Raw genomic sequence first — 19,461 nt, 5'->3', positions numbered from 1 at the left:
AATGTCTTTGTCCCACAGCGGATCGCCGCTCGGAAGGCATGTTCGGACGGTGATCTCATGGCAAGCATAGACGACCTCGACACACCGGCGATCCTCATCGATGCCGCCCGCGCCGAGGCGAACATCAAAAAAGCGCAGGCCCATGCGGACGCTCACGGGCTGAAGCTCCGCCCGCATATCAAGACGCACAAGCTGCCTTACTGGGCGAAGAAGCAGGTGGCGGCAGGCGCCGTCGGCATTACCTGTCAGAAGATCGGCGAGGCCGAAGTGATGGCCGATGCCGGGCTGACCGACATTTTTCTCCCTTACAACATCCTTGGTCGCGCCAAGCTGGAGCGGCTGAAGGCGCTGCATAGGCGCGTGACGCTATCGGTGACGGCGGACAGCCGTGACACTTTGGAGGGCCTTGCCGCCACTTTCACCGATTCTAGCTATCCACTGCGGGTGCTGGTCGAGTGCGACACTGGCATGGGTCGCTGCGGCGTGCAGAGCGCCGACGAAGCGCTGACGCTGGCGAAAGTGATCGACCAGGCCACGGGCCTCGCCTTCGGCGGGTTGATGACCTATCCGGCGGCGGGGCGCGCCGCCGAGGCCGACGCCTGGCTGAAGACCGCACGCGGCTCGCTTGCCGCGGCAGGGCTCGAATGCGAACGCATCTCCAGTGGCGGCACGCCGGATATGTGGCGCTCCGGCGAAGACAGCGTCGTCACCGAATACCGGCCTGGCACCTACATCTATCTCGATCGCTACCAGGTCGCCAAAGGCGTCGGCACGCTGGACGACTGCGCGCTGACCGTGCTGGCAACCGTGGTCAGCCATCCGACGGCGACACGCGCCATTCTCGACAGCGGCAGCAAGGCGCTGTCTTCCGATACGCTCGGCCTGCCGGAGTTCGGCGAGCTGCTCGGCGTGCCGGGCGCCCGCGTCACGGGCTTGAGCGAGGAGCACGGCACCGTCACGCTTTCGGACGGCGCCAAGCTGCGCATCGGTGAACGCGTGCGCGTCGTTCCCGATCATTGCTGCGTGGTGACGAATTTGTTCGACCAGGTGCATCTGGTCGACGGTGACAAGGTGCTGGAAACGCTGCCGGTGGCGGCAAGGGGACGGATGGGGTGAGCGGCCTTTCCTTCTCCCCTTGTGGGAGAAGGTGGATCGGCGTGTTAGCGCCGAGACGGATGAGGGGTGTTCCAGCGGAGTGAGACGCTGGCTTTCCCTGGAACACCCCTCATCCGTCGCCTTCGGCGGCACCGCCCGGCCCTTCGCAGGCTCAGGGCGTTCAAAGCTCGAAAAGCCAAGCAATTGGCTTTTCGTCCGCAAATGCGGACCGCTTCTCACCCCCACAAGGGGAGAAGGTTAAGTGCGCTCCGCCTGCCGCGCGGCAACTCTGCGCATCGCGGTCACGCGCCGCCTGAAAATCTCCGTGCGCATCGCCATCAGGTGCAGGGCGAAGAACAGCACGGTGAAGCCGAGTGCCATCACGGCCAGCGGCCACAGCATCGAAGGATCGATGGTCGGGCCGCCGAGGCGGAAGACCGAGGCCGGCTGGTGCAGCGTGTTCCACCAGTCGACCGAGAACTTGATGATCGGGATGTTGATGAAGCCGACCAGCGTGATGATGGCGGCGGCCCAGGCGGCGCGACCGGCGTCGTCCAGCGCGCGGGTCAGCGCAATAATGCCGAGATACATCAGGAAAAGCACGAAGACCGAGGTCAGCCGCGCGTCCCACACCCACCAGGTGCCCCACATCGGCTTACCCCAGATGGAGCCGGTGATCAGCGCCAGCGCGGTGAAGGTGGCGCCGATCGGCGCCGCCGCTTTCAGGGCGACATCGGCCAGCGGATGACGCCAGACCAGCGTGCCCAGCGCCGAGATCGCCATGATCGTGTAGCACATCATAGCGAGCCAGGCGAAAGGCACGTGGATATACATGATGCGCACCGTGATGCCTTGCTGGAAATCCTCCGGTGCGGTGAAGCTCAAATAGAGGCCCGCGCCAAGCAGGATCGCTGCGACTGCAGCAAGCCACGGAACGACCTTGTCGGCCAGCCCGACGAAGCGCGTCGGGTTGGCGAGATCGGTCCAGCCGGCAAGGCGTGAGGTGGTATCGCTCATGCCGACTTAAATAGACCTGCAATGTGTTCGGGGCAATTCCCCTTCTCCCCTTGTCGGAGAAGGAGAGAACTTACGCTGCTTCGTTCACCGCGCGGCTGAGGCGGCGGACCTCTTCGTCGTTGAGCAGGCCGCCGGCGCGCAGCAGGGCGGCGAAGCGACCGTTGCGCAGCGACAGCTCGGTGAAACCGCCCATCTCGACTACCTTGCCGTTGTCCATGAAGACGACGAGGTCGGCGTCGCGAACCGTGGTCAGGCGGTGGGCGATGATGAAGGTCGTGCGGTTGCGGCGCAGCTCGTCGATTGCCTCCTTGACGCGATCCTCGGTTTCGACGTCGAGCGCGCTGGTCGCCTCGTCGAGCACCAGGATCGGCGCATCCTTGAGCACGGCGCGGGCGATGGCGATACGCTGGCGCTCGCCGCCCGAGAGCTGGCCGCCGCGCTCGCCAACGACGGTGTCGTAGCCGCCGCTCTTGGCCAGGATAAAATCCTGGGCGGCCGCGGCATTGGCGGCGGCGTGGACTTCGTCATTGCTCGCATCGGCGCGGCCGACGCGGATGTTGTCCTCGATCGAGCGGTTGAGCAGGCCGGCGTCCTGGAAGACGGTGGCGATCGAATGGCGCAGCGACTTGCGGGTCACCGTGCGGGTGTCGATGCCGTCGATAAGGATGCGGCCGCTGGCCGGCGTGAAGACGCGCTGCAATAGATTGATCAGCGTCGTCTTGCCGGCGCCGGTCGGGCCGACGATGGCGACCGTCTGGCCGGCCTGGACCTCGAAGGAGACGTCCTCGATGCCGTGGCCCGAATTGGCGAACTCGAAGCTGACATCCTCGAAGCGAACGTGGCCGGTGACGTTGGTCAACTCGCGCAATCCGTCCGGCTCGGCGGTCTCGGCAGCCGAATCCTCGAGGCGATAGAACTCCTCGAGCTTGGCGCGAGCCTCGGAAATCTGGGTGGTGAAGGCCGACATCTGGTCGAGACGGGCGATCAGCATTCCGGCAAAGCCGGTGAAGGCGACGACGTCGCCGACGCGGAGCTGGCCACGGGTGACGAGATAAGCGCCGATCGAGAGCACGATCATCATCGAGATGGTCGACGACAGGCGGTTCAGCGCATTGGCGATCGCCCACCAGTCGAGCACCGGGTTCTGCGCGTCGAGCAGATCCTTCACATAACGCTTCAGCGTCGCGGTCTCGTGGCCGATGCGATTGTAGCTCTGCAGCACGGCAACGTTGCTGACGCTGTCGGTCACGTGGGCAAACACGGTGTGGTAGTGGCGTTCGACGGCAGTCTGCCCCGACTTGGTGCGGCGCATGACGACGCGGCCGATGCCAACGTAGAGCACGCCCAGGCCAAGCAGCACGACGGACATGCGGATGTCCATGGACAGCGCGGTCGGAACCAGCAGCACCAGCGCGATGGCCGTCGAGAGATGCACGCGCATGAATTCGAGCCACAGGCTGAACAGGGTCTCGACCGCGCGCAGCAGCGTGTGGAGGGAATTGGATGTGCCGCGCTGATGGTGCCAAGCAAGCGGCATGGTGATGACGCGCTCGAAGGACTGGCACAGCACTTCGGAGCGGCGGGCATGGGCGAAGCGATCGGCGCCGCGCGCCACCAGCACGAAGGCGACGACGTTGAAGGCACCGAGAGCGGCCCAGACGGCGAGCGTCGAAAACACCGCGCCCTTTTCGGAGATCGCACCGATCACCCGGCCCAGCAGGATGGGCTCGAGGATCGCGATCGCCGCGAGCGCGACGTTGGCGCCGCAAATCAGCGCAACGCGCTTCTTGTCGGACGCCAGATAACCCAGCGCTCTAAAGTAGATCTGCAGAAGTGACACTTCAGCTACTCCGCCAAACTCTTGTCTGTGCTCAATGCCCGAATTGTGCACCGCACCATTTTCTGACACGTATCGGTTAACGTGTCGCGAAACAATGCGTCGTCTATCGCTTCCGTTCCCATTTAGCGAACAAAAGATGACGACGGTACGAAATCTGACGTGATCACCTAACGGTTTGAGATAAAAGGTGAAATGTCAGGCTTGCGGCAAAATAATGGCACCTGCCTCGCGCTGCCACATTTTTAATCACAAGCCGCTTGCTTAGCCAGCCCTAAAGGAAGGCGAGCGGTCGGACCCGAAAGCCGCGCCAAGTAAAAAACAGCGATCGGCCGCGCACCCCGAAGGATGCGCGGCCGACGAGCCAAACCTTTGATTTTACGCAGGTATCCTGACGAGGACCTCGGTCTTGTCGCCGGCTTTCGGCTCGAAAGAGGCCGATTTTTTCTTCGAACCATCGACTTCTAGCGAGATCGACTTGGTCTTTTTGTCGCGGATGACGCGAAGCTTGATCTCGCCGTCAAACATCTTGAGCGTCGCGGCGTAGCCGTCCCAGTGTCCGGGCAGCTTCGGCCTAAACGTGATCTCCTTGCCGCGCCGCTCGATACCGAGAATGCCCTCCACCGCGGCGCGGTAAAGCCAGCCGGCCGAGCCCGTGTACCAGGTCCAGCCGCCGCGGCCGCCCTTGCCTTCGCCGGCATAGATATCGGCGGCCACGACATAGGGTTCGACGCGATAGTGCTCGGCCGCCGCCTCGTCCGAGGCGTGGTTGACCGGGTTCAACATCGAGAAGCAGCGATAAGCCTCGTCGGTGCGGCCCATTTCAGCCAGCGCGATGACGAACCAGGTCGCGGCGTGGGTGTATTGGCCGCCATTCTCGCGCACGCCCGGCGGATAGCTCTTGATATAGCCGGGATCCTTCTCGCTCTTCGAGAAGGGCGGCGTGAACAGCTTGACGATCTTGAGCTCGTCATCGACCAGTATATTGGTCGCCTGTTCCATGGCCGTCGTCGAACGGGCAGGATCGCCCTCGCCCGACAGCACGCTCCAGGACTGGGCGATCGAGTCGATCCTGCACTCGTCCGAATTGTGCGAGCCGAGCGGCGTGCCGTCGTCGAAGCTGCCGCGCCGGTACCATTGGCCGTCCCAGGCGGTGCTTTCCAGGGCCCGCTTCAGCGCCTCCGCATGCTTGGTCCAGGCCTGCGCCCGCTTGGTGTCGCCCTGCCCCTTGGCGACAGGCGCAAAGTCGGTGAGCGTCTTCAACAGGAACCAGCCCAGCCACACGCTTTCGCCCTTGCCGCCCTCACCGACACGGTTCATGCCGTCGTTCCAGTCGCCGCCGAGGATCAGCGGCAAACCGGCAGGGCTACTGCGCTTGATCGCGAGATCGAGCGCCCGCGCGCAATGGTCATAGAGCGGCGCGGTGTTCTTGGTGATCTCCGGCGTGAAGAAAGCGTCATGCTCGCCCTCGCCGAGCTGCTGGCCGTCGATGAAGGGCAACTGCTCCTTGAGGATGCCGGTATCTCCGGTCACCTCGATGTAGCGGGCCGTCGCATGCGCCAGCCAGACGACGTCATCCGAGATCATGGTGCGCACTCCGGCATCGGTGCGTGGCAGCCACCAATGCTGCACGTCGCCTTCCGGGAATTGCCGGCGTGCCGCGTTCAGGATCTGGTCGCGCGCCAGCTTCGGATCGTGCGCCAGAAGGGACAGCGTGTCCTGCAACTGATCGCGGAAGCCGAAGGCCCCGCTCGCCTGGTAGAAGGCCGAGCGGGCGCGGATGCGGCAGGCCAGGCTCTGGTAAGGCAGCCAGTGGTTGACCATGGCGTTCATCGCCTCGTCCGGCGTCTCGACCTGGATGGTGTCGAGAAAGCCGCGCCAGGTCTTTTCGTTGTCGGCCAGGCGCTGATCGAAATCCTTGCCGCGATGGGTCTGCACCAGCGCGCTTGCCTCGGCGGGCGTGGCCGCGTCGCCAAGCAGCCAGAGCAGCGTGACGTCGCCGCCGGCCGGAATGTCGATATCGCTGGCGACAACCGCGCAAGGGTCGTCGCCGGCCTCGATACGGCCCGAAAGCGCAAGCCCGCCAAGCACGGCCTGCGGGTATTCGGTCGTGCCGTGCCTGCCGATGAACTCGCTGCGGTCGGCGGTCACCGAATGGACAGGATGGCTGGCCGCCAGGAAGGCAACCCGCTCGCCGAAATCCAGACCATAGGGGTTCTGCGCCAGCATGGCGCCGGTGGCGGCGTCGCGCGACGGCACGATGGTCGCCGCCGTGCGCGAGCGATGGCCGCCCAGCACCCATTCGACATAGGCGTAAATGCGCAGCCGCGCCGGCGCCGGGCCGGCATTCTGGATGCGCAGCCGCGTGATCTTCACCGGATCGGTCGGATCGACCACCTGCGTCAGGTCCATCGAGAGCGAACCGCGCTTGGAGCGGAAAGTGGAAAAGCCCTGGCCGTGCCAGGTCTCATAGGTCATCGACGGATCGCGCACCATCGCGGCCATCGGCGAGAAGGCCTTGCCGCTCAACTGGTCGAAAACATAGAAGCCTTCGCCCGGCCGGTTCGACACCGGGTCGTTCGACCACGGCGTCAGCTGGTAGTCGCGGCTGTTGCGGCTCCAGGTGAAACCGGCGCCTTCCGCCGAGACGTGGAAGCCGAAGGAGGCGTTGGAGATGACATTGATCCAGGGCTGCGGCGTCGATCGCCGCCCGGTCAGCCGCGTCACATAGTGGCGGCCGTCGCCGTCGAAGCCGCCAAAACCGTTCCACAGGCGCAGACCGCTGCCATCGGCGGCGATGTCGCCTCCATCCCGACTTGCCGGCACCGGCAAGGGCAGCGGCGGAACAGGTTCGCGCGGCGAGCCGCCCTCCGCCTGCAGCAAGGCATCGCGAGCCTGGAGGGCCGCCGTTTCGGCGCGTTCCAGTTGGTCGAAGATCGTGCCGTTGCGGGTATGCAGAACGACACGCGCGACCGACAGCAAGGTCTTGTAGGTCGGCTCGTCCATCAGGTCGCGACGGACGGCGAAGATGTGCTGGCGAGGCCCGAGCTCGCGGCCGCGCAGGCGGCTGTTCTCGCACAGCGTCTCCACGGCGCGCTGCAGGTCCTGCACATAGGACGAGGCCTGCTCGTTGACGACGACGAAGTCGATCATCATGCCCCGCGCCCGCATATATTCCTGGAAGCGCAGCGCCTGGGCGACGATCTCGAGATCGGCGACGTCGCCGATGCGCACGAGGAAGATCGGGAAATCGCCCGAGATGCTGGTCGGCCACAGGCTCGACTGGCGGCCGAGGCCCGAGGCGATGGATTCGGCCGGCAGGCGCAGGAACGGATCGGGATAGATCAGGTAGCGCGCCAGCTTCTGCACATTGGCCGCGTCGGTGAGGCTGAGCCCCATATGGCGTGTCTGCACCTGGCTGCGCGTCCAGGCAAGCATGGCCTGGCGGGCGAAGCTTTCCTGGTGGTCTAGCCGGGCGATCGCCTCGTCGAGCTCGCCGCGATGGGCGCCGACGGCGGTCCAGAAGGTCAGCGAGATCTTCTTGTTGGCCGGCACGCGCACCTGGCGGCGCAGCGCCGCCACTGGGTCGAGCGTAAAGCCCTGGCTGCCGGAAAGCCTGACGCCGGGGTCGAAGGCGATGGCGTCGGCGATGGTGCGGCCGCGGCCGATGAAGGCGCGCCGGTCGGTCTCGGCCTCGGCGTCGCGCGACGGGCCCGACGGATCGGTGACGAAATGCACCATGGTGAGGTCGGGGTCGTTGTTGTCGCGCTTGCGCCGCGTGGCGAAGATCGCGCCGTTGTTCTGCGCGATCTCGGTTTCGACGAACATCTTGGAAAACGCCGGATGGGCGTTGTCCGAGACCTCGTTGCCAAGCACCAGCTCGGCGAAGGACGTCACCTCGATATGCCGATCGGTGGCGCCGTCATTATAGAGAGTGATGCGGCGGCCTTCGCCATTGCCCTCGGAAATGACGATGCATTCGACCTCGGAACGCAGCGAGCCGACCGATTTGGTGAAGCTCGCCTTGTCGTCGGCAAACAGCGTCTGCACGCGCTCGCCCTCGGCGCGCTTCGGCTCGGCCGTGGCCGACCACCAGTCGCCGGTCGCGGTGTCGCGCAGGAAGATGTAGGAGCCGAGGCGATCCTCGCTCGGATCCGGCTGCCAGCGGGTCACGGCAAGTTCGCCGAAGCGGCTGTAGCCGGAGCCGGTCGCGGTGACCATGACCGAATAGCGGCCATTGGACATGACGTTCGTCGCCCGCAGCGCCTTGATCGGGTCGAGGATGATGCGGCTGTCCGGGCTCTCCGTCTCGGCCGCGTCCTTGGAGCGCTCGTCGGCTTCCGTCCTGACGGTCGCGGTCGGAATGTCGCGGGGCGCCTTCTCCTGCAAGAGAAGCTCGGCCGACTCGATCACCGGATCGCTGTGGAAACGCTCGCGCAGCCGGCCCTCGAAAATGGCGTCGGCGACCGCTGCGATCGACATGCCGGAATGGTGCGCCATGTAGTTCTGCACCACGGCGTGGTCGGCGCCTTCGGGCACGCGCTGCGGGGTGAAATCGACGGCGTCGTAGAAGCCGTGACGGCCAAGCGCGCCGATCGAGCGCAGCCGCTGCAGGTTCTGCACCGCCTCGCGCGGGCTGAACTGCGCGGCCAGGATCGTCGCATAAGGCGCAATCACGGTGTTCTGGCCAAGACCGCGCTTCAGGCCGAGGCCGGGCACGCCGAAATTGGTGTATTGATAGGTGAGTTCGCGGTCGCGGGCATTGTAGGCCGCTTCCGAAATGCCCCACGGCACGTTCTTGGAACGCGCATACTGGATCTGTCGCTTGATGATGAGCTTGCTGGTCTGGTTGAGGATCGAGCCCTGCGGCTCCTTCATCACCAGCGGCGGCATCAGATACTCGAACATCGAGCCCGACCAGGACATCAGCGCGCCCTGGAAGCCGATCTCGACGATCGGCCGTCCCAGACGGAACCAATGTTCGGTCGGCAGGTCGCCCTTGGCGATGGCGAACAGGCTGGTGAGCCGCGCCTCGGAGGCGAGAAGGTCATAGCAGCTCTCGTCGAGCTGGCGGTCCTCGACGCGGTAGCCGATCGAGAGCAGCTTGCGCTCCTGGCGCATCAGGAAGGAGAAATCCATCTCGAAGGCATAGCGGCGGCAGCGTTCGCGCAGAGCCAGCAGCTTGGCGCGCAGAGCCGCGACGGCGCTCTCGTCATTGTGCGAATCGTGCACATGCGCCTCGCAGGTCGCCTCCAGCCTGGCCGCCCAGTCGGCGATGACATCGCTTTTCGGCGAGGCCGCCTCGGTGTGGATGGCGGTGGCGAGCTTGCGGATCTCACCCGCGAGCACGGCAAGGTTGATGGTGCGGATCGATGCCATCTCAGGCTGCGCCTTGATGGTCGCAACGGCGCGGCGCATGCCGTCGAGGCGATCGGCCAGGCGCTGGCGCAGCGGCCGCAACTGCCGGCGATCGTCCGGCAGCTCGTCCAGGCTTTCGTCGAGAATGGTGACGGTGTCGATGATGCCTTCGAAATCGCCCTGCAGATGCACGGACGGCGCTTCCGCCCATTCGGCGCAGGACGCCGCCACCGCGACCAGATGTCCGGCGAGATTGCCGCTGTCGACCGCGGAGATGTAGAGCGGATAGAGCGGCTTCAGTGTCGTCGTATCGTACCAGTTGTAGAGATGACCGCGATCGCGCGGCATGTTCTCGATCGTCGTCATCGTGGCGTCGATGCGGGTGATGGCGTCCGACAGGCTGATCCAGCCGAAATCGCGCGCCGACACCACCGAAAGCAGATAGACGCCGATATTGGTCGGCGAGGTGCGCGGTGCCACCACCGGCGCCGGGCTCTCCTGGAAATTGTCCGGCGGCAGGTGATGCTGCTCGGCCGTCACGAAGGTCTCGAAATAGTGCCAGGTGCGGCGCGCGAAGGTGCGCAACGCGTGGATGTCGGCGCTCGAGATGCGCAGCCTGTCCTCGGTCTCGGCCGAGCGGCTGATCCAGCAGGCGACGGCGGGCGAAGCGATCCAGAAGATGGCGAAGAAGAAGGCGACGAAGGCGCCGGTGGAATCGGCCAGCACGGGAATCGCGAGGCCGACGACGCCGATGATCACCGCGCCGTACATCATGCCGTAATAGGCGCCGAGATCGTTGCCGCCCTTGGCGGCTTGCGAGGCGGTGCGCCATTCCAGAAGATTTTGCCGGCTGACGAATAGCCGGTAGATGGTTCGGATGATGGCATCGCCCATCATCCAGGCGAGATGCGCCATCAGAAGCACCTTCAGCGCCACGAGTGCTGTGCCGAACACGGTGTCGCGGGCCAAAGCGGAGAAGTGGCCACGCGGGGTCTGGTCGCCGCTCTTCGGCAGGATGCCGTTCACGATGTCGAAGGTCGGCGCCATGAACAGGCTGAGGATCATAAGAGCCTGCCACTGCGCCGCCTGGGTGAAGGGCAGCAGCGTCCAGCCGGCGACGCAGGCCATGACCCAGAAGATCGGGGTGACCGAGCGGCGCAGATTGTCGACCATCTTCCAGCGCGACAGCGCAGGCACGCCGGAGCGCGGATCGAAGATATGGCCGAGCAGCTGCCAGTCACCGCGCGCCCAGCGATGGTGGCGCGAGGCGTCGACCGAGTAGCGGGTCGGATAATCCTCGACCAGCTCGACATCGGTGACCAGCGCGGCGCGCGCAAGCGCGCCTTCGAGCAGATCGTGGCTTAGGATGGTGTTTTCGTCGATGCGGTTCTTCAGCGCCGCCTCGAAGGCGTCGACGTGGTAAAGGCCCTTGCCGGTGAAGGACCCGTCGCCGAAGACGTCCTGATAGACATCGGAGACGGCGAACACATAGGGGTCGAGGCCGCGATTGGCCGAGAAGACGCGCTGGAAGAAGGAGGCATCGTCGCCGCTGGTGAGCGAAGCCGTGATGCGCGGCTGCAGGATGGTGTAGCCGGCTGTGACGACGTGCTTGACCGGATCGAAATGCGGACGGTTGAGCGGATGGGCGAGCTTGCCGACCAGACTTGAAACCGCATCGCGCGTGGTGCGCGTGTCGGCGTCGAGCGTCATCACATAGACGACCTTTTCCGGCAGCGGCACGTCGAGCGGCAGGAAGGTGGTGTCGCTGTCGCCGCGCAAAAGAAGGTTCAGCTCATGCAGCTTGCCGCGCTTGCGCTCCCAGCCCATCCAGCAGCCCTGCGCCTGGTTGTAGAGCCGGCGGCGGTGCAGGAGGTAGAAGCGCGGCGAGCCTTCCGACGGATAGCGCGCATTGAGCCTGGCGATCTCGTCGCGGGCATATTGCAGGATCTCGATATCGGCGGCGTCGATCTCGGTCTTGGAGTCCGGCCAGTCGGACAACAGCGCGAAATGGATTTCCTCGGCCGTGTTGGCGAGGTGATGCACCTCGATGTTGCGGATGTTTTCCTCGACATCGTCGCGCGAGCCGATCAGTGACGGAACCACGACCATCGTGCGCGACTCGGCCGGTATGCCGTGTTTGTTGTAGTCGTAGCCGACAAGCCGGGTCGGCTTGAGGAACAGCGCTACCACGGTGTTGAAGAAGGCCAGCGCGCCCTCGCTGGCGGGCACGGCGAACAGCGCCAGCATCAGCGTGATCGATTCCACCGACAGGCCGAGATTGACGAGCGCTTTGCCCGACAGCACCAGCAGCAGCACCGTCAACAGGAAGACCGGCACGACAATGCCCAGCCAGCCGGCGCTGGCAAAGCCTCGCTTGAAGGTCACATAGAAGGGCGGCCGGTAGTCAATCGCCTTTTCCAGCTCCTGCCGGCGCGGGCCGACCAGGAAGAAGCCGACATCGGTGTGCACGGCCGGGTCCGCTGTTTCCGGCACGCCGGACGCATCGGTGAGGCCGGGCGTGTGGCCGGCAAGCTCGATCGCCTTTTCGGCGACGCGGTACTCGGAGAGATGCGAGCGGCGCGCCAGCTGTTCGATCGCAGTGCGGTACTGGTCGCGCGAGAAGAAATCGAGGTTGGCGAAATCGGTCTTTTCACGCAGCAGCGTGTCGATGCGGCTGACGCCCTCGAACCAGACCGTCCAGTCGACGTCGTTGATGAGGCGCAGACCGCGGATGATGTTGCCGGTGGTGACATTGCCCGAGGACAGCGTCTGATGCTCGGAGATGATGATCTCCTCGGCATCGGAGCCGGTCTTTTCGAGCTCGCCTTCCAGCCATTCCAGCGCGCGGCCGGCGTTCTGCGACCCGTCGCGCAGGCGGTAGAGCAGTTGGGTGGCGAAAGTGGTGTCCTGCGCATGCGCGCTGTAGTTGGACAGAATCCTGGTGCGGTCGGCATTGTCGTCGGTCGCCAGAACCCGGTCGGCGACCTCGTTGGCGGTCTGGCGCATCTGCCTAGTGCGCTCGACGCGCACGGCGATGCGGCGCAGATTCTCGATCAGCACGAAGCGCAGCAGCGACGGCAGCGCCCAGAGCTCGCCGATCTTCATCGGCTCGACCGACTGGAAGCCCTCGACGATAGCCTTGAACATGCTGGCTGAGACAGAGCTGTCGGAATGCTCGACATAGCTCCAGGCGACGACGAAGGCGCGTGGCAGCACCGTGCCGTCGCCGAGAGTGAGCGTCGGCAGCTGCCGGTAGAAGCGGCGCGGCAGGTCGCGCTTGACCTGGAAGATGGTCTCCTCGACCAGGTAATTGTTGTCGAGCAGCCATTGCGCGGCCGGCGTGATGGTCTCGCCCTTGGCTTGCGCGGCATTGGTCGAGCGGTAGACTTCGAGAATCTTCTTGGCGCTGTCGCGGATGCGGGCCTGGAATTCGAACGGAGCGAGGCCGAACAATTCCTTGACCTCGCCCTTGGCGAGCGCGACGCCCAAGGCGCGCAGCCGGTCCTCTGGCAGGAAATTGGAGCGTATCGGCGCGTCCGTCGCCGCCGGGAAGCCGGCGCTTGTCTGTTCGATCTTGTTGGGATTGGTCTGAATGTTCATCGAAAATTCCGTAAGCGGGGGCGCAATGCGGCGTCACCGCCACGGCAATGGCCCTAAAACCGGTTCAATTGCAATTGGTTGCATCACTGATCGGCCGAAAGTTTGTTTTGCGCACCACAACCGGGGCGTGCCCTTTCGACAGCTCGTGGGCGAACGCCCCTCGCTCTCCGCCCCTGGTTGGATCAGGGCAAGGATTCGGGCTTTTTCGTGATACATGCAAGGGGCCGGTCGATAATTCGCCCGAGCCGCGATCATGTTTGGCAACAGCCGTTAATGGTTGGCGGGGAGGCGGTGGAGCCCGACCACGAAAAGCAGGCCCTGGCCCGTGGGCTGAAGCCGCAATTCCGGACTGTCGCGGTCGAGGATCAGCGTGTCGAGCGGTCCAAGGCTCGGCGCATCGTCCGTGAAGAGCGTGGCACCGGCGCCGACGGCAAGAACGAGCGTAGTGTCGGCGCGCGGCGCGATCCGAATCTCGACGCTGAAAGACCGGCGCTCGACCTCATGGGCCATGCGGCCACGGCGGGTCATGACGTTGAGATCGGTGATTGGACCGCCGATCAGCGCCGCTCCGGTGGGTATGTCGCCCGGAAAGGCGAGCGGCGCCGAAGCCGTTGTCAGCCGCACCGGCGGCCGGCCGGCGACGTCGAGGACAATCCCCTCGCCTTCCAGCACCGACAATGTCCGGTCTATGCCTGCGAAGCTTGAGAACGGCCCGCTGGTCTCGACGCGGGCCATGGAGATGCGCCAGTCGAAATCGTCGAGCCCGGCGCCGTCGGGCGAAACGGTGATTTCGGTGGTCGTGCCGCCGCCATTCTTCCACGGCATGGCGCGGTAATCGGCGGCACGAAGGATGCGCATTTGGCTCAGACCCGGACGATTTCAAGTCGATTCGACCTGAAATCATCCGGCTCTGTCTTTTTGGTTAGGAGCATGATGTTGCCCGAAAACCGCTTCACACTTTTCGGCATCATGCTCAGCCCAGGATGCCCGGCAGGTTCAGCTGGTGCTCCTTGGCGCACTGGATGGCGATATCGTAGCCGGCATCGGCATGGCGCATGACGCCGGTCGCCGGGTCGTTCCACAGCACACGCTCCAAGCGCTTTGCCGCCTCGGGCGTGCCGTCGGCGACGATCACCATGCCGGCATGCTGGGAAAAACCCATCCCGACGCCGCCGCCATGGTGCAGCGACACCCAGGTGGCGCCGGACGCGGTGTTGAGCAGCGCGTTGAGCAACGGCCAGTCGGAAATGGCGTCGGAGCCATCCTTCATTGCTTCGGTCTCGCGGTTCGGCGAGGCGACAGAGCCGGAATCGAGATGGTCGCGGCCGATGACGACCGGTGCCTTGAGCTCGCCCTTGGCGACCATCTCGTTGAAGGCAAGACCGAGCCGGTGGCGGTCGCCGAGGCCAACCCAGCAGATGCGCGCCGGCAGGCCCTGGAAGGAGATGCGCTTGCGCGCCATGTCGAGCCAATTGTGCAGATGGGTGTTGCCGGGGGTGAGCTCGCGCACCTTGGCGTCGGTCTTGTAGATATCTTCCGGATCGCCCGAGAGCGCGGCCCAGCGGAACGGACCGATGCCGCGGCAAAACAGCGGCCGGATATAAGCCGGCACGAAGCCCGGGAAGGCGAAGGCGTTCTCAAAACCCTCGTCCTTGGCGACCTGGCGGATGTTGTTGCCGTAGTCGAGCGTCGGCACGCCGGCGTTCCAGAATGCCACCATCGCCTCGACATGCTCGCGCATCGAGGCCCGGGCGGCCTTTTCGACGGCTTTCTGATCCGAGATGCGCTTCTCGCGCCACTCGGCCATCGTCCAGCCCTTGGGCAGATAGCCGTTGATCGGGTCATGCGCCGAGGTCTGGTCGGTGAGGATGTCGGGGCGGATGCCGCGCCTGAACATCTCCGGCACGATCTCGGCGGCGTTGCCGAGCAGTCCGACCGATTTTGCTTCGCCGGCCTTGGTCCAGCGATTAATCATCTCCATCGCTTCGTCGAGCGTCTCGGCCTTCTCGTCGAGATAGCGGGTGCGCAGGCGAAAATCGATCGAGTCCGGATTGCACTCGACCGCGAGGCAGGAAGCGCCGGCCATGACGGCTGCCAAGGGCTGGGCGCCACCCATGCCGCCGAGGCCACCGGTCAGGATCCACTTGCCCTTGAGGTCGCCGTTATAGTGCTGGCGGCCGGCCTCGACGAAGGTCTCGTAGGTGCCCTGCACGATGCCCTGTGTGCCGATATAGATCCAGGAGCCGGCCGTCATCTGGCCGTACATCATCAGGCCCTTCCTATCGAGCTCGTTGAACTTCTCCCAGGTTGCCCAATGCGGCACGATGTTGGAGTTGGCGATGAGCACGCGCGGCGCGTTGGGATGGGTCTTGAAGACGCCGACCGGCTTGCCCGACTGCACCAGCAACGTCTCGTCCTCGCCCAGCGTCTTCAGCGAAGCGACGATGCGGTCGAAATCGTTCCAGGTGCGCGCCGCCCTACCGATGCCGCCATAGACGACGAGCTCGTTCGGGTTCTCGGCGACCTCCGGGTCGAGATTGTTCATCAACATGCGCAGCGGCGCTTCCGTCGTCCAGTAACGGGCGTTGAGCTTGTCGCCGCGCGGGGCGCGCACTTCACGTATGTTGTGACGAGGATCGGTCATCATTGTCCCTTTCAGGCAAGGCGGGCGGCGCGGGTCAGCGCCCAGCCCAGTCGATGGCGGTTTCGAGGATTGTTTTCAGCGTGGCGCGGATCGGCGCCGCATAGGTGGCATCGTAAGGCACCGGCCAATTTTCCGGCGAGCCCTTCGCGGCCGGCTCGCGCATGTAGCCGCGGTTGGAGAGCTCCATCTGGAGAGCGTGGACGCCGTTTTGAGGCTGACCGAAGCTGCGGGTGATCCAGCCGCCCTGGAAGCGGCCGTTGACCACCCAGCTCTCGCCGGTCGCGGCGAGGATGGCGGCCACTTTCTCCTGCAGCAAGGGATCCGTGCTCTTGCCGTCATTGGTGCCAAGATTGAAGACCGGCAGCGTGCCTTCGAACAGGCGCGGCAGCACCGAACGGATCGAATGGCAATCGTAGAGCACGATCTTGTCATGCATGCCGCGCAGCCGGTCGATCTCGGCCTGCAGGGCGGCGTGATAAGGCTCGAAATAAGTCTCGCGGCGCTGGTCGATCTCAGCCGGCGTCGGCTCCTCGCCGATGCGGTATAGCGGGTCGCCGTCAAAAGTTTCCGTCGGGCAAAGGGTTGTCGTCGCCTGCCCGGGATAGAGCGAGACGCCAGACGGGTCGCGATTGACGTCGATAACGGTGCGCGAGATGGCGGTGTGGATGACCGTGGCGCCGAGGTCGGCGGCGAAATTATAGAGCTTGTCGATCCACCAGTCGCAATCGCGCTGCCCCAGCCAAGTCGAGACCAGGCGGCTGTCGAGGCCGGCAAGGTCGATGCCGGTGTGCGGGATCGAGACCAGCAGCGGCGCTGTGCCCTGGGTGACGGTGAGCCAGGACGGGTTCATGTGAGACCTCCGCAAGCTGGAGCTCTACGGCACCCCCCTCTGCCCTGCCGGGCATCTCCCCCTCTTGGGGGGAGATTGGCTATCGCGCCGGCCTTCGCCAATCGCCTGCATTGAAGGAAGAGCGGCGCCAAAGACGCTGCTGATCTCCCCCCTAGAGGGGGAGATGGCCGGCAGGCCAGAGGGGGGCGCGAAGGAACTCGATCTCTCATAGCGTGAAGCCTCACGACGCGATGCCCGGCAGCTTCACGCCGCCCGCCGCCTTCACCGCGGCGCCGCTGCGGACCATGGCGATCGCCTTTTCCATGTCGGGATGGAAATGGCGGTCATTGTCGAGATGCGGGACTTCGGCTCGCACCAGCCTGCGCACCGCCTCCAGTGCTTCGCTGGACGCAAGCGGCGCGTGAAAATCGCAGCCTTGCGCGGCGGCCAGCAATTCGATGCCGATGACGGCGGTCGCATTCTCGATCATGCCGAGCAGCCGGCGCGCGCCGTGCGCCGCCATCGAGACATGATCTTCCTGGTTGGCCGAGGTCGGAATGGAATCGACGCTCGCCGGATAGGCCTTCTGCTTGTTTTCGGAAACGAGCGCCGCTGCCGTCACCTGCGGGATCATGAAACCGGAGTTCAGACCGGGCTTCGGCGTCAGGAAGGCCGGCATGCCGGACAGCGCCGGGTCCACCAGCATGGCGATGCGACGCTCCGACAGCGAGCCGATCTCGCAAACCGCAAGCGCGATCATGTCCGCGGCGAAGGCCACCGGCTCGGCGTGGAAATTGCCGCCTGAAAGCGCGGTGTCGTCCTCGGCGAAAATCAGCGGATTGTCGGTGACACCGTTGGCTTCGGTCTCGAGCGTATCGGCGGCCTTGCGCAGCACGTCGAGGGCGGCGCCCATCACCTGCGGCTGGCAGCGCAGGCAGTATGGATCCTGCACGCGCTCGTCGCCGACACGGTGCGATTCACGAATGGCGCTGCCGGCCATCAGGTTGCGCAGCGCGTCCGCCGTCTCGATCTGGCCGCGATGCTTGCGCAACAGATGGATGCGCGGGTCGAAGGGGGCGTCGGAGCCCTTGGCGGCGTCGGTCGACAAGGCGCCGGCGACCAGAGCCGACTGGTAAAGCACCTCGGCCTCGAACAGGCCGGCCAGCGCGAAGGCGGTCGAGAATTGCGTGCCGTTGAGCAGCGCGAGACCCTCCTTGGCGCCTAATGTCACCGGCTCCAGCCCATGCGAGACGAAGGCGACCTTGGCCGGGAACCGGCCATGCGGGGTAAAGCATTCGCCAACGCCGATCATGACGGCGGTCATATGCGAAAGCGGCGCGAGGTCGCCGGAAGCGCCGACCGAGCCTTGCGCCGGCACAACCGGAATGACGTCGTTGGCGAGCATCCCTTGCAGCAGGTCGATGGTCTCGGCGCGCACGCCGGAAGCGCCCTGAGCAAGGCTGGCGAGCTTCAGCGCCATCATCAGCCGCACCACGGCGACCGGCATCGGCTCGCCGACGCCGGCGGCATGCGAGAGCACGATGTTGCGCTGGAGCGTTTCGAGGTCGTTTGCCGGGATGCGGACACTGGCGAGCTTACCGAAGCCGGTGTTGATGCCATAGACCGGCTCGCCCTTGGCGAGGATGCGGGCGACCGCCTCGGCGCTGGCCTTGATCTTCGGCCGGCAGGCATCGTCGAGCTTCGGCACGGCGCCGCGATAGATGGCGCGCCAGTCGGCAAGCGTGGCGTTGCCGGGCGTCAGGGTAAGTTCGGTCATTGTCCTCTCCAGATGCGGGCATGGAGCGGGTTGAAGCCCATGCGGTAGACGAGTTCGGCCGGGCGCTCGATGTCCCAGATGGCGAGATCGGCCGATTTGCCGGCTTCCAGCGTGCCGGTTTGTTCGAGCAAGCCCAGCGCGCGCGCGGCTTCGCGGGTGATGCCGGCGAGGCATTCGTCGACAGTCATGCCAAACAGCGTCGCGGCCATGTTCATGGTGAGCAGCAGTGAGGTGAGCGGCGAAGTGCCGGGATTGGAGTCGGTGGCGACAGCCATCTTCACGCCGTGGCGGCGGAAGAGATCGACCGGCGGCTTCTTCGTCTCGCGGATGAAGTAGTAGGCGCCGGGCAGGATGGTCGCCACGGTGCCGGCCTTGGCTATCGCGGCGGCTCCCTCCTCGTCCGTATATTCGAGATGGTCGGCCGACAAGGCGCCATAGCGGGCGGCAAGCTCCGCACCATGCAGGTTGGAAAGCTGGTCGGCGTGGAGTTTTACGGGCAGGCCGAGCGCCGTCGCCTTGTCGAACACGCGCGCCATTTGCCCCGGCGAGAAGGCGATGCCCTCGCAAAAGCCGTCGACTGCGTCGGCGAGTTTTTCGGCGGCGACTTGCGGCAAGATCGTGCCGGCGACGAGATCGATGAAGGCGTCCTTGTCGGCCTTGGCTTCCGGCGGCAGCGCGTGCGCGGCAAGGCATGTCGTGCGGACCGTGACGGGGCGTTCGCTGGCCAGACGGCGGGCGGCGCGCAGCGACTTTTTCTCATTCTCGGCATCGAGGCCGTAGCCGGACTTGATCTCGACCGTGGTGACGCCTTCGGCGATCAGCGCGTCGAGCCGCGGCAGCGTCTCAGCGACAAGCTCGTCCTCGCTTGCGGCGCGCAGCGACTTGACTGAGGAAACGATGCCGCCGCCGGCGCGCGCCACTTCTTCATAAGTGGCGCCGGCCAGACGCATCTCGAACTCGTTGGCGCGGTTGCCGGCATAGACAAGATGGGTATGGCAGTCGATCAGGCCTGGCGTGATCCAGCGTCCAGAGCAATCGGCCGTCTCGGCGCCCTGCCCGACCGAAGCCGGCATGTCGGCCTCGGCGCCGGCATAGAGAATAAGCCCGTCGCACGCGGCGATCGCGCCTTTTTCGACGATACCGAGACCGGCCGAGCCCTCGGCCATGGTCGCCAGGCGCGCATTGCGCCAGACCCGATGACCGCTCTTCCCGTTTGCTCCACCCATCATCTTTTCCATTTGCTTGGATGGCGATTATGTATATACATATTGGGACGCGACGCAAGCGATAATGTCGCATGGGCA

The 19,461-nt window shown here is 65.2% G+C and carries 9 protein-coding genes; 1 reads left to right on the top strand and 8 read right to left on the bottom strand.

What is annotated here, in order from left to right; genetic code table 11:
• Positions 1-57 precede the first annotated feature (57 nt).
• Positions 58-1,116, top strand: coding sequence for a D-TA family PLP-dependent enzyme (locus LB565_RS04995; RefSeq protein WP_224582063.1), 1,059 nt, complete (start codon positions 58-60; stop codon positions 1,114-1,116).
• Between the two features lie 237 nt (positions 1,117-1,353).
• Here the strand turns inward: LB565_RS04995 and LB565_RS04990 are convergent, their stop codons facing one another.
• The 8 genes from LB565_RS04990 to hutI form a co-directional block, all read right to left on the bottom strand.
• Complete coding sequence (locus tag LB565_RS04990; RefSeq protein ID WP_224582062.1) at positions 1,354-2,112, bottom strand: heme ABC transporter permease; 759 nt, start codon at positions 2,110-2,112, stop codon at positions 1,354-1,356.
• A gap of 70 nt (positions 2,113-2,182) precedes the next feature.
• Entirely contained in the window at positions 2,183-3,952 is a 1,770-nt protein-coding gene (locus LB565_RS04985; protein WP_224582061.1) for a glucan ABC transporter ATP-binding protein/ permease, read from the bottom strand.
• Between the two features lie 375 nt (positions 3,953-4,327).
• Positions 4,328-12,907, bottom strand: coding sequence for a GH36-type glycosyl hydrolase domain-containing protein (locus LB565_RS04980; RefSeq protein ID WP_224582060.1), 8,580 nt, complete (start codon positions 12,905-12,907; stop codon positions 4,328-4,330).
• A 270-nt stretch (positions 12,908-13,177) separates the two neighbouring features.
• Positions 13,178-13,765 carry a HutD family protein gene (locus LB565_RS04975; RefSeq protein WP_224582059.1) on the bottom strand — a complete coding sequence of 196 codons (588 nt, stop codon included), beginning with the start codon at positions 13,763-13,765 and terminating at the stop codon, positions 13,178-13,180.
• A 115-nt stretch (positions 13,766-13,880) separates the two neighbouring features.
• Entirely contained in the window at positions 13,881-15,554 is a 1,674-nt protein-coding gene (hutU, locus tag LB565_RS04970) for a urocanate hydratase (protein ID WP_224582058.1), read from the bottom strand.
• A gap of 31 nt (positions 15,555-15,585) precedes the next feature.
• Entirely contained in the window at positions 15,586-16,401 is an 816-nt protein-coding gene (gene hutG / locus LB565_RS04965; RefSeq protein WP_224582057.1) for an N-formylglutamate deformylase, read from the bottom strand.
• 220 nt (positions 16,402-16,621) lie between these two features.
• A complete protein-coding gene (gene hutH, locus LB565_RS04960; protein WP_224582056.1) occupies positions 16,622-18,157 on the bottom strand; it encodes a histidine ammonia-lyase in 1,536 nt (511 codons plus the stop codon).
• Positions 18,154-19,383, bottom strand: coding sequence for an imidazolonepropionase (gene hutI, locus LB565_RS04955; RefSeq protein WP_224582055.1), 1,230 nt, complete (start codon positions 19,381-19,383; stop codon positions 18,154-18,156). The genes hutH and hutI overlap by 4 nt, the downstream gene beginning before the upstream one ends.
• Positions 19,384-19,461 lie beyond the last annotated feature (78 nt).

The sequence above is a fragment of the Mesorhizobium sp. CA14 genome, from assembly GCF_020165195.1.
Lineage (GTDB): Bacteria > Pseudomonadota > Alphaproteobacteria > Rhizobiales > Rhizobiaceae > Mesorhizobium.
The sequence above is the reverse complement of the archived record's forward strand: the minus strand, read 5'-3'. Positions and strand labels throughout refer to the sequence as shown.

Excerpts from the sequence above, each read along its gene's own strand:
- LB565_RS04995 (WP_224582063.1), top strand. The coding sequence starts at position 58 with ATGGCAAGCATAGACGACCTCGACACACCGGCGATCCTCATCGATGCC.
- hutG (WP_224582057.1), bottom strand. The coding sequence starts at position 16,401 with ATGAACCCGTCCTGGCTCACCGTCACCCAGGGCACAGCGCCGCTGCTG.
- LB565_RS04975 (WP_224582059.1), bottom strand. The coding sequence starts at position 13,765 with ATGCGCATCCTTCGTGCCGCCGATTACCGCGCCATGCCGTGGAAGAAT.
- hutH (WP_224582056.1), bottom strand. The coding sequence starts at position 18,157 with ATGACCGAACTTACCCTGACGCCCGGCAACGCCACGCTTGCCGACTGG.
- hutI (WP_224582055.1), bottom strand. The coding sequence starts at position 19,383 with ATGGGTGGAGCAAACGGGAAGAGCGGTCATCGGGTCTGGCGCAATGCG.
- hutU (WP_224582058.1), bottom strand. The coding sequence starts at position 15,554 with ATGATGACCGATCCTCGTCACAACATACGTGAAGTGCGCGCCCCGCGC.
- LB565_RS04990 (WP_224582062.1), bottom strand. The coding sequence starts at position 2,112 with ATGAGCGATACCACCTCACGCCTTGCCGGCTGGACCGATCTCGCCAAC.
- LB565_RS04980 (WP_224582060.1), bottom strand. The coding sequence starts at position 12,907 with ATGAACATTCAGACCAATCCCAACAAGATCGAACAGACAAGCGCCGGC.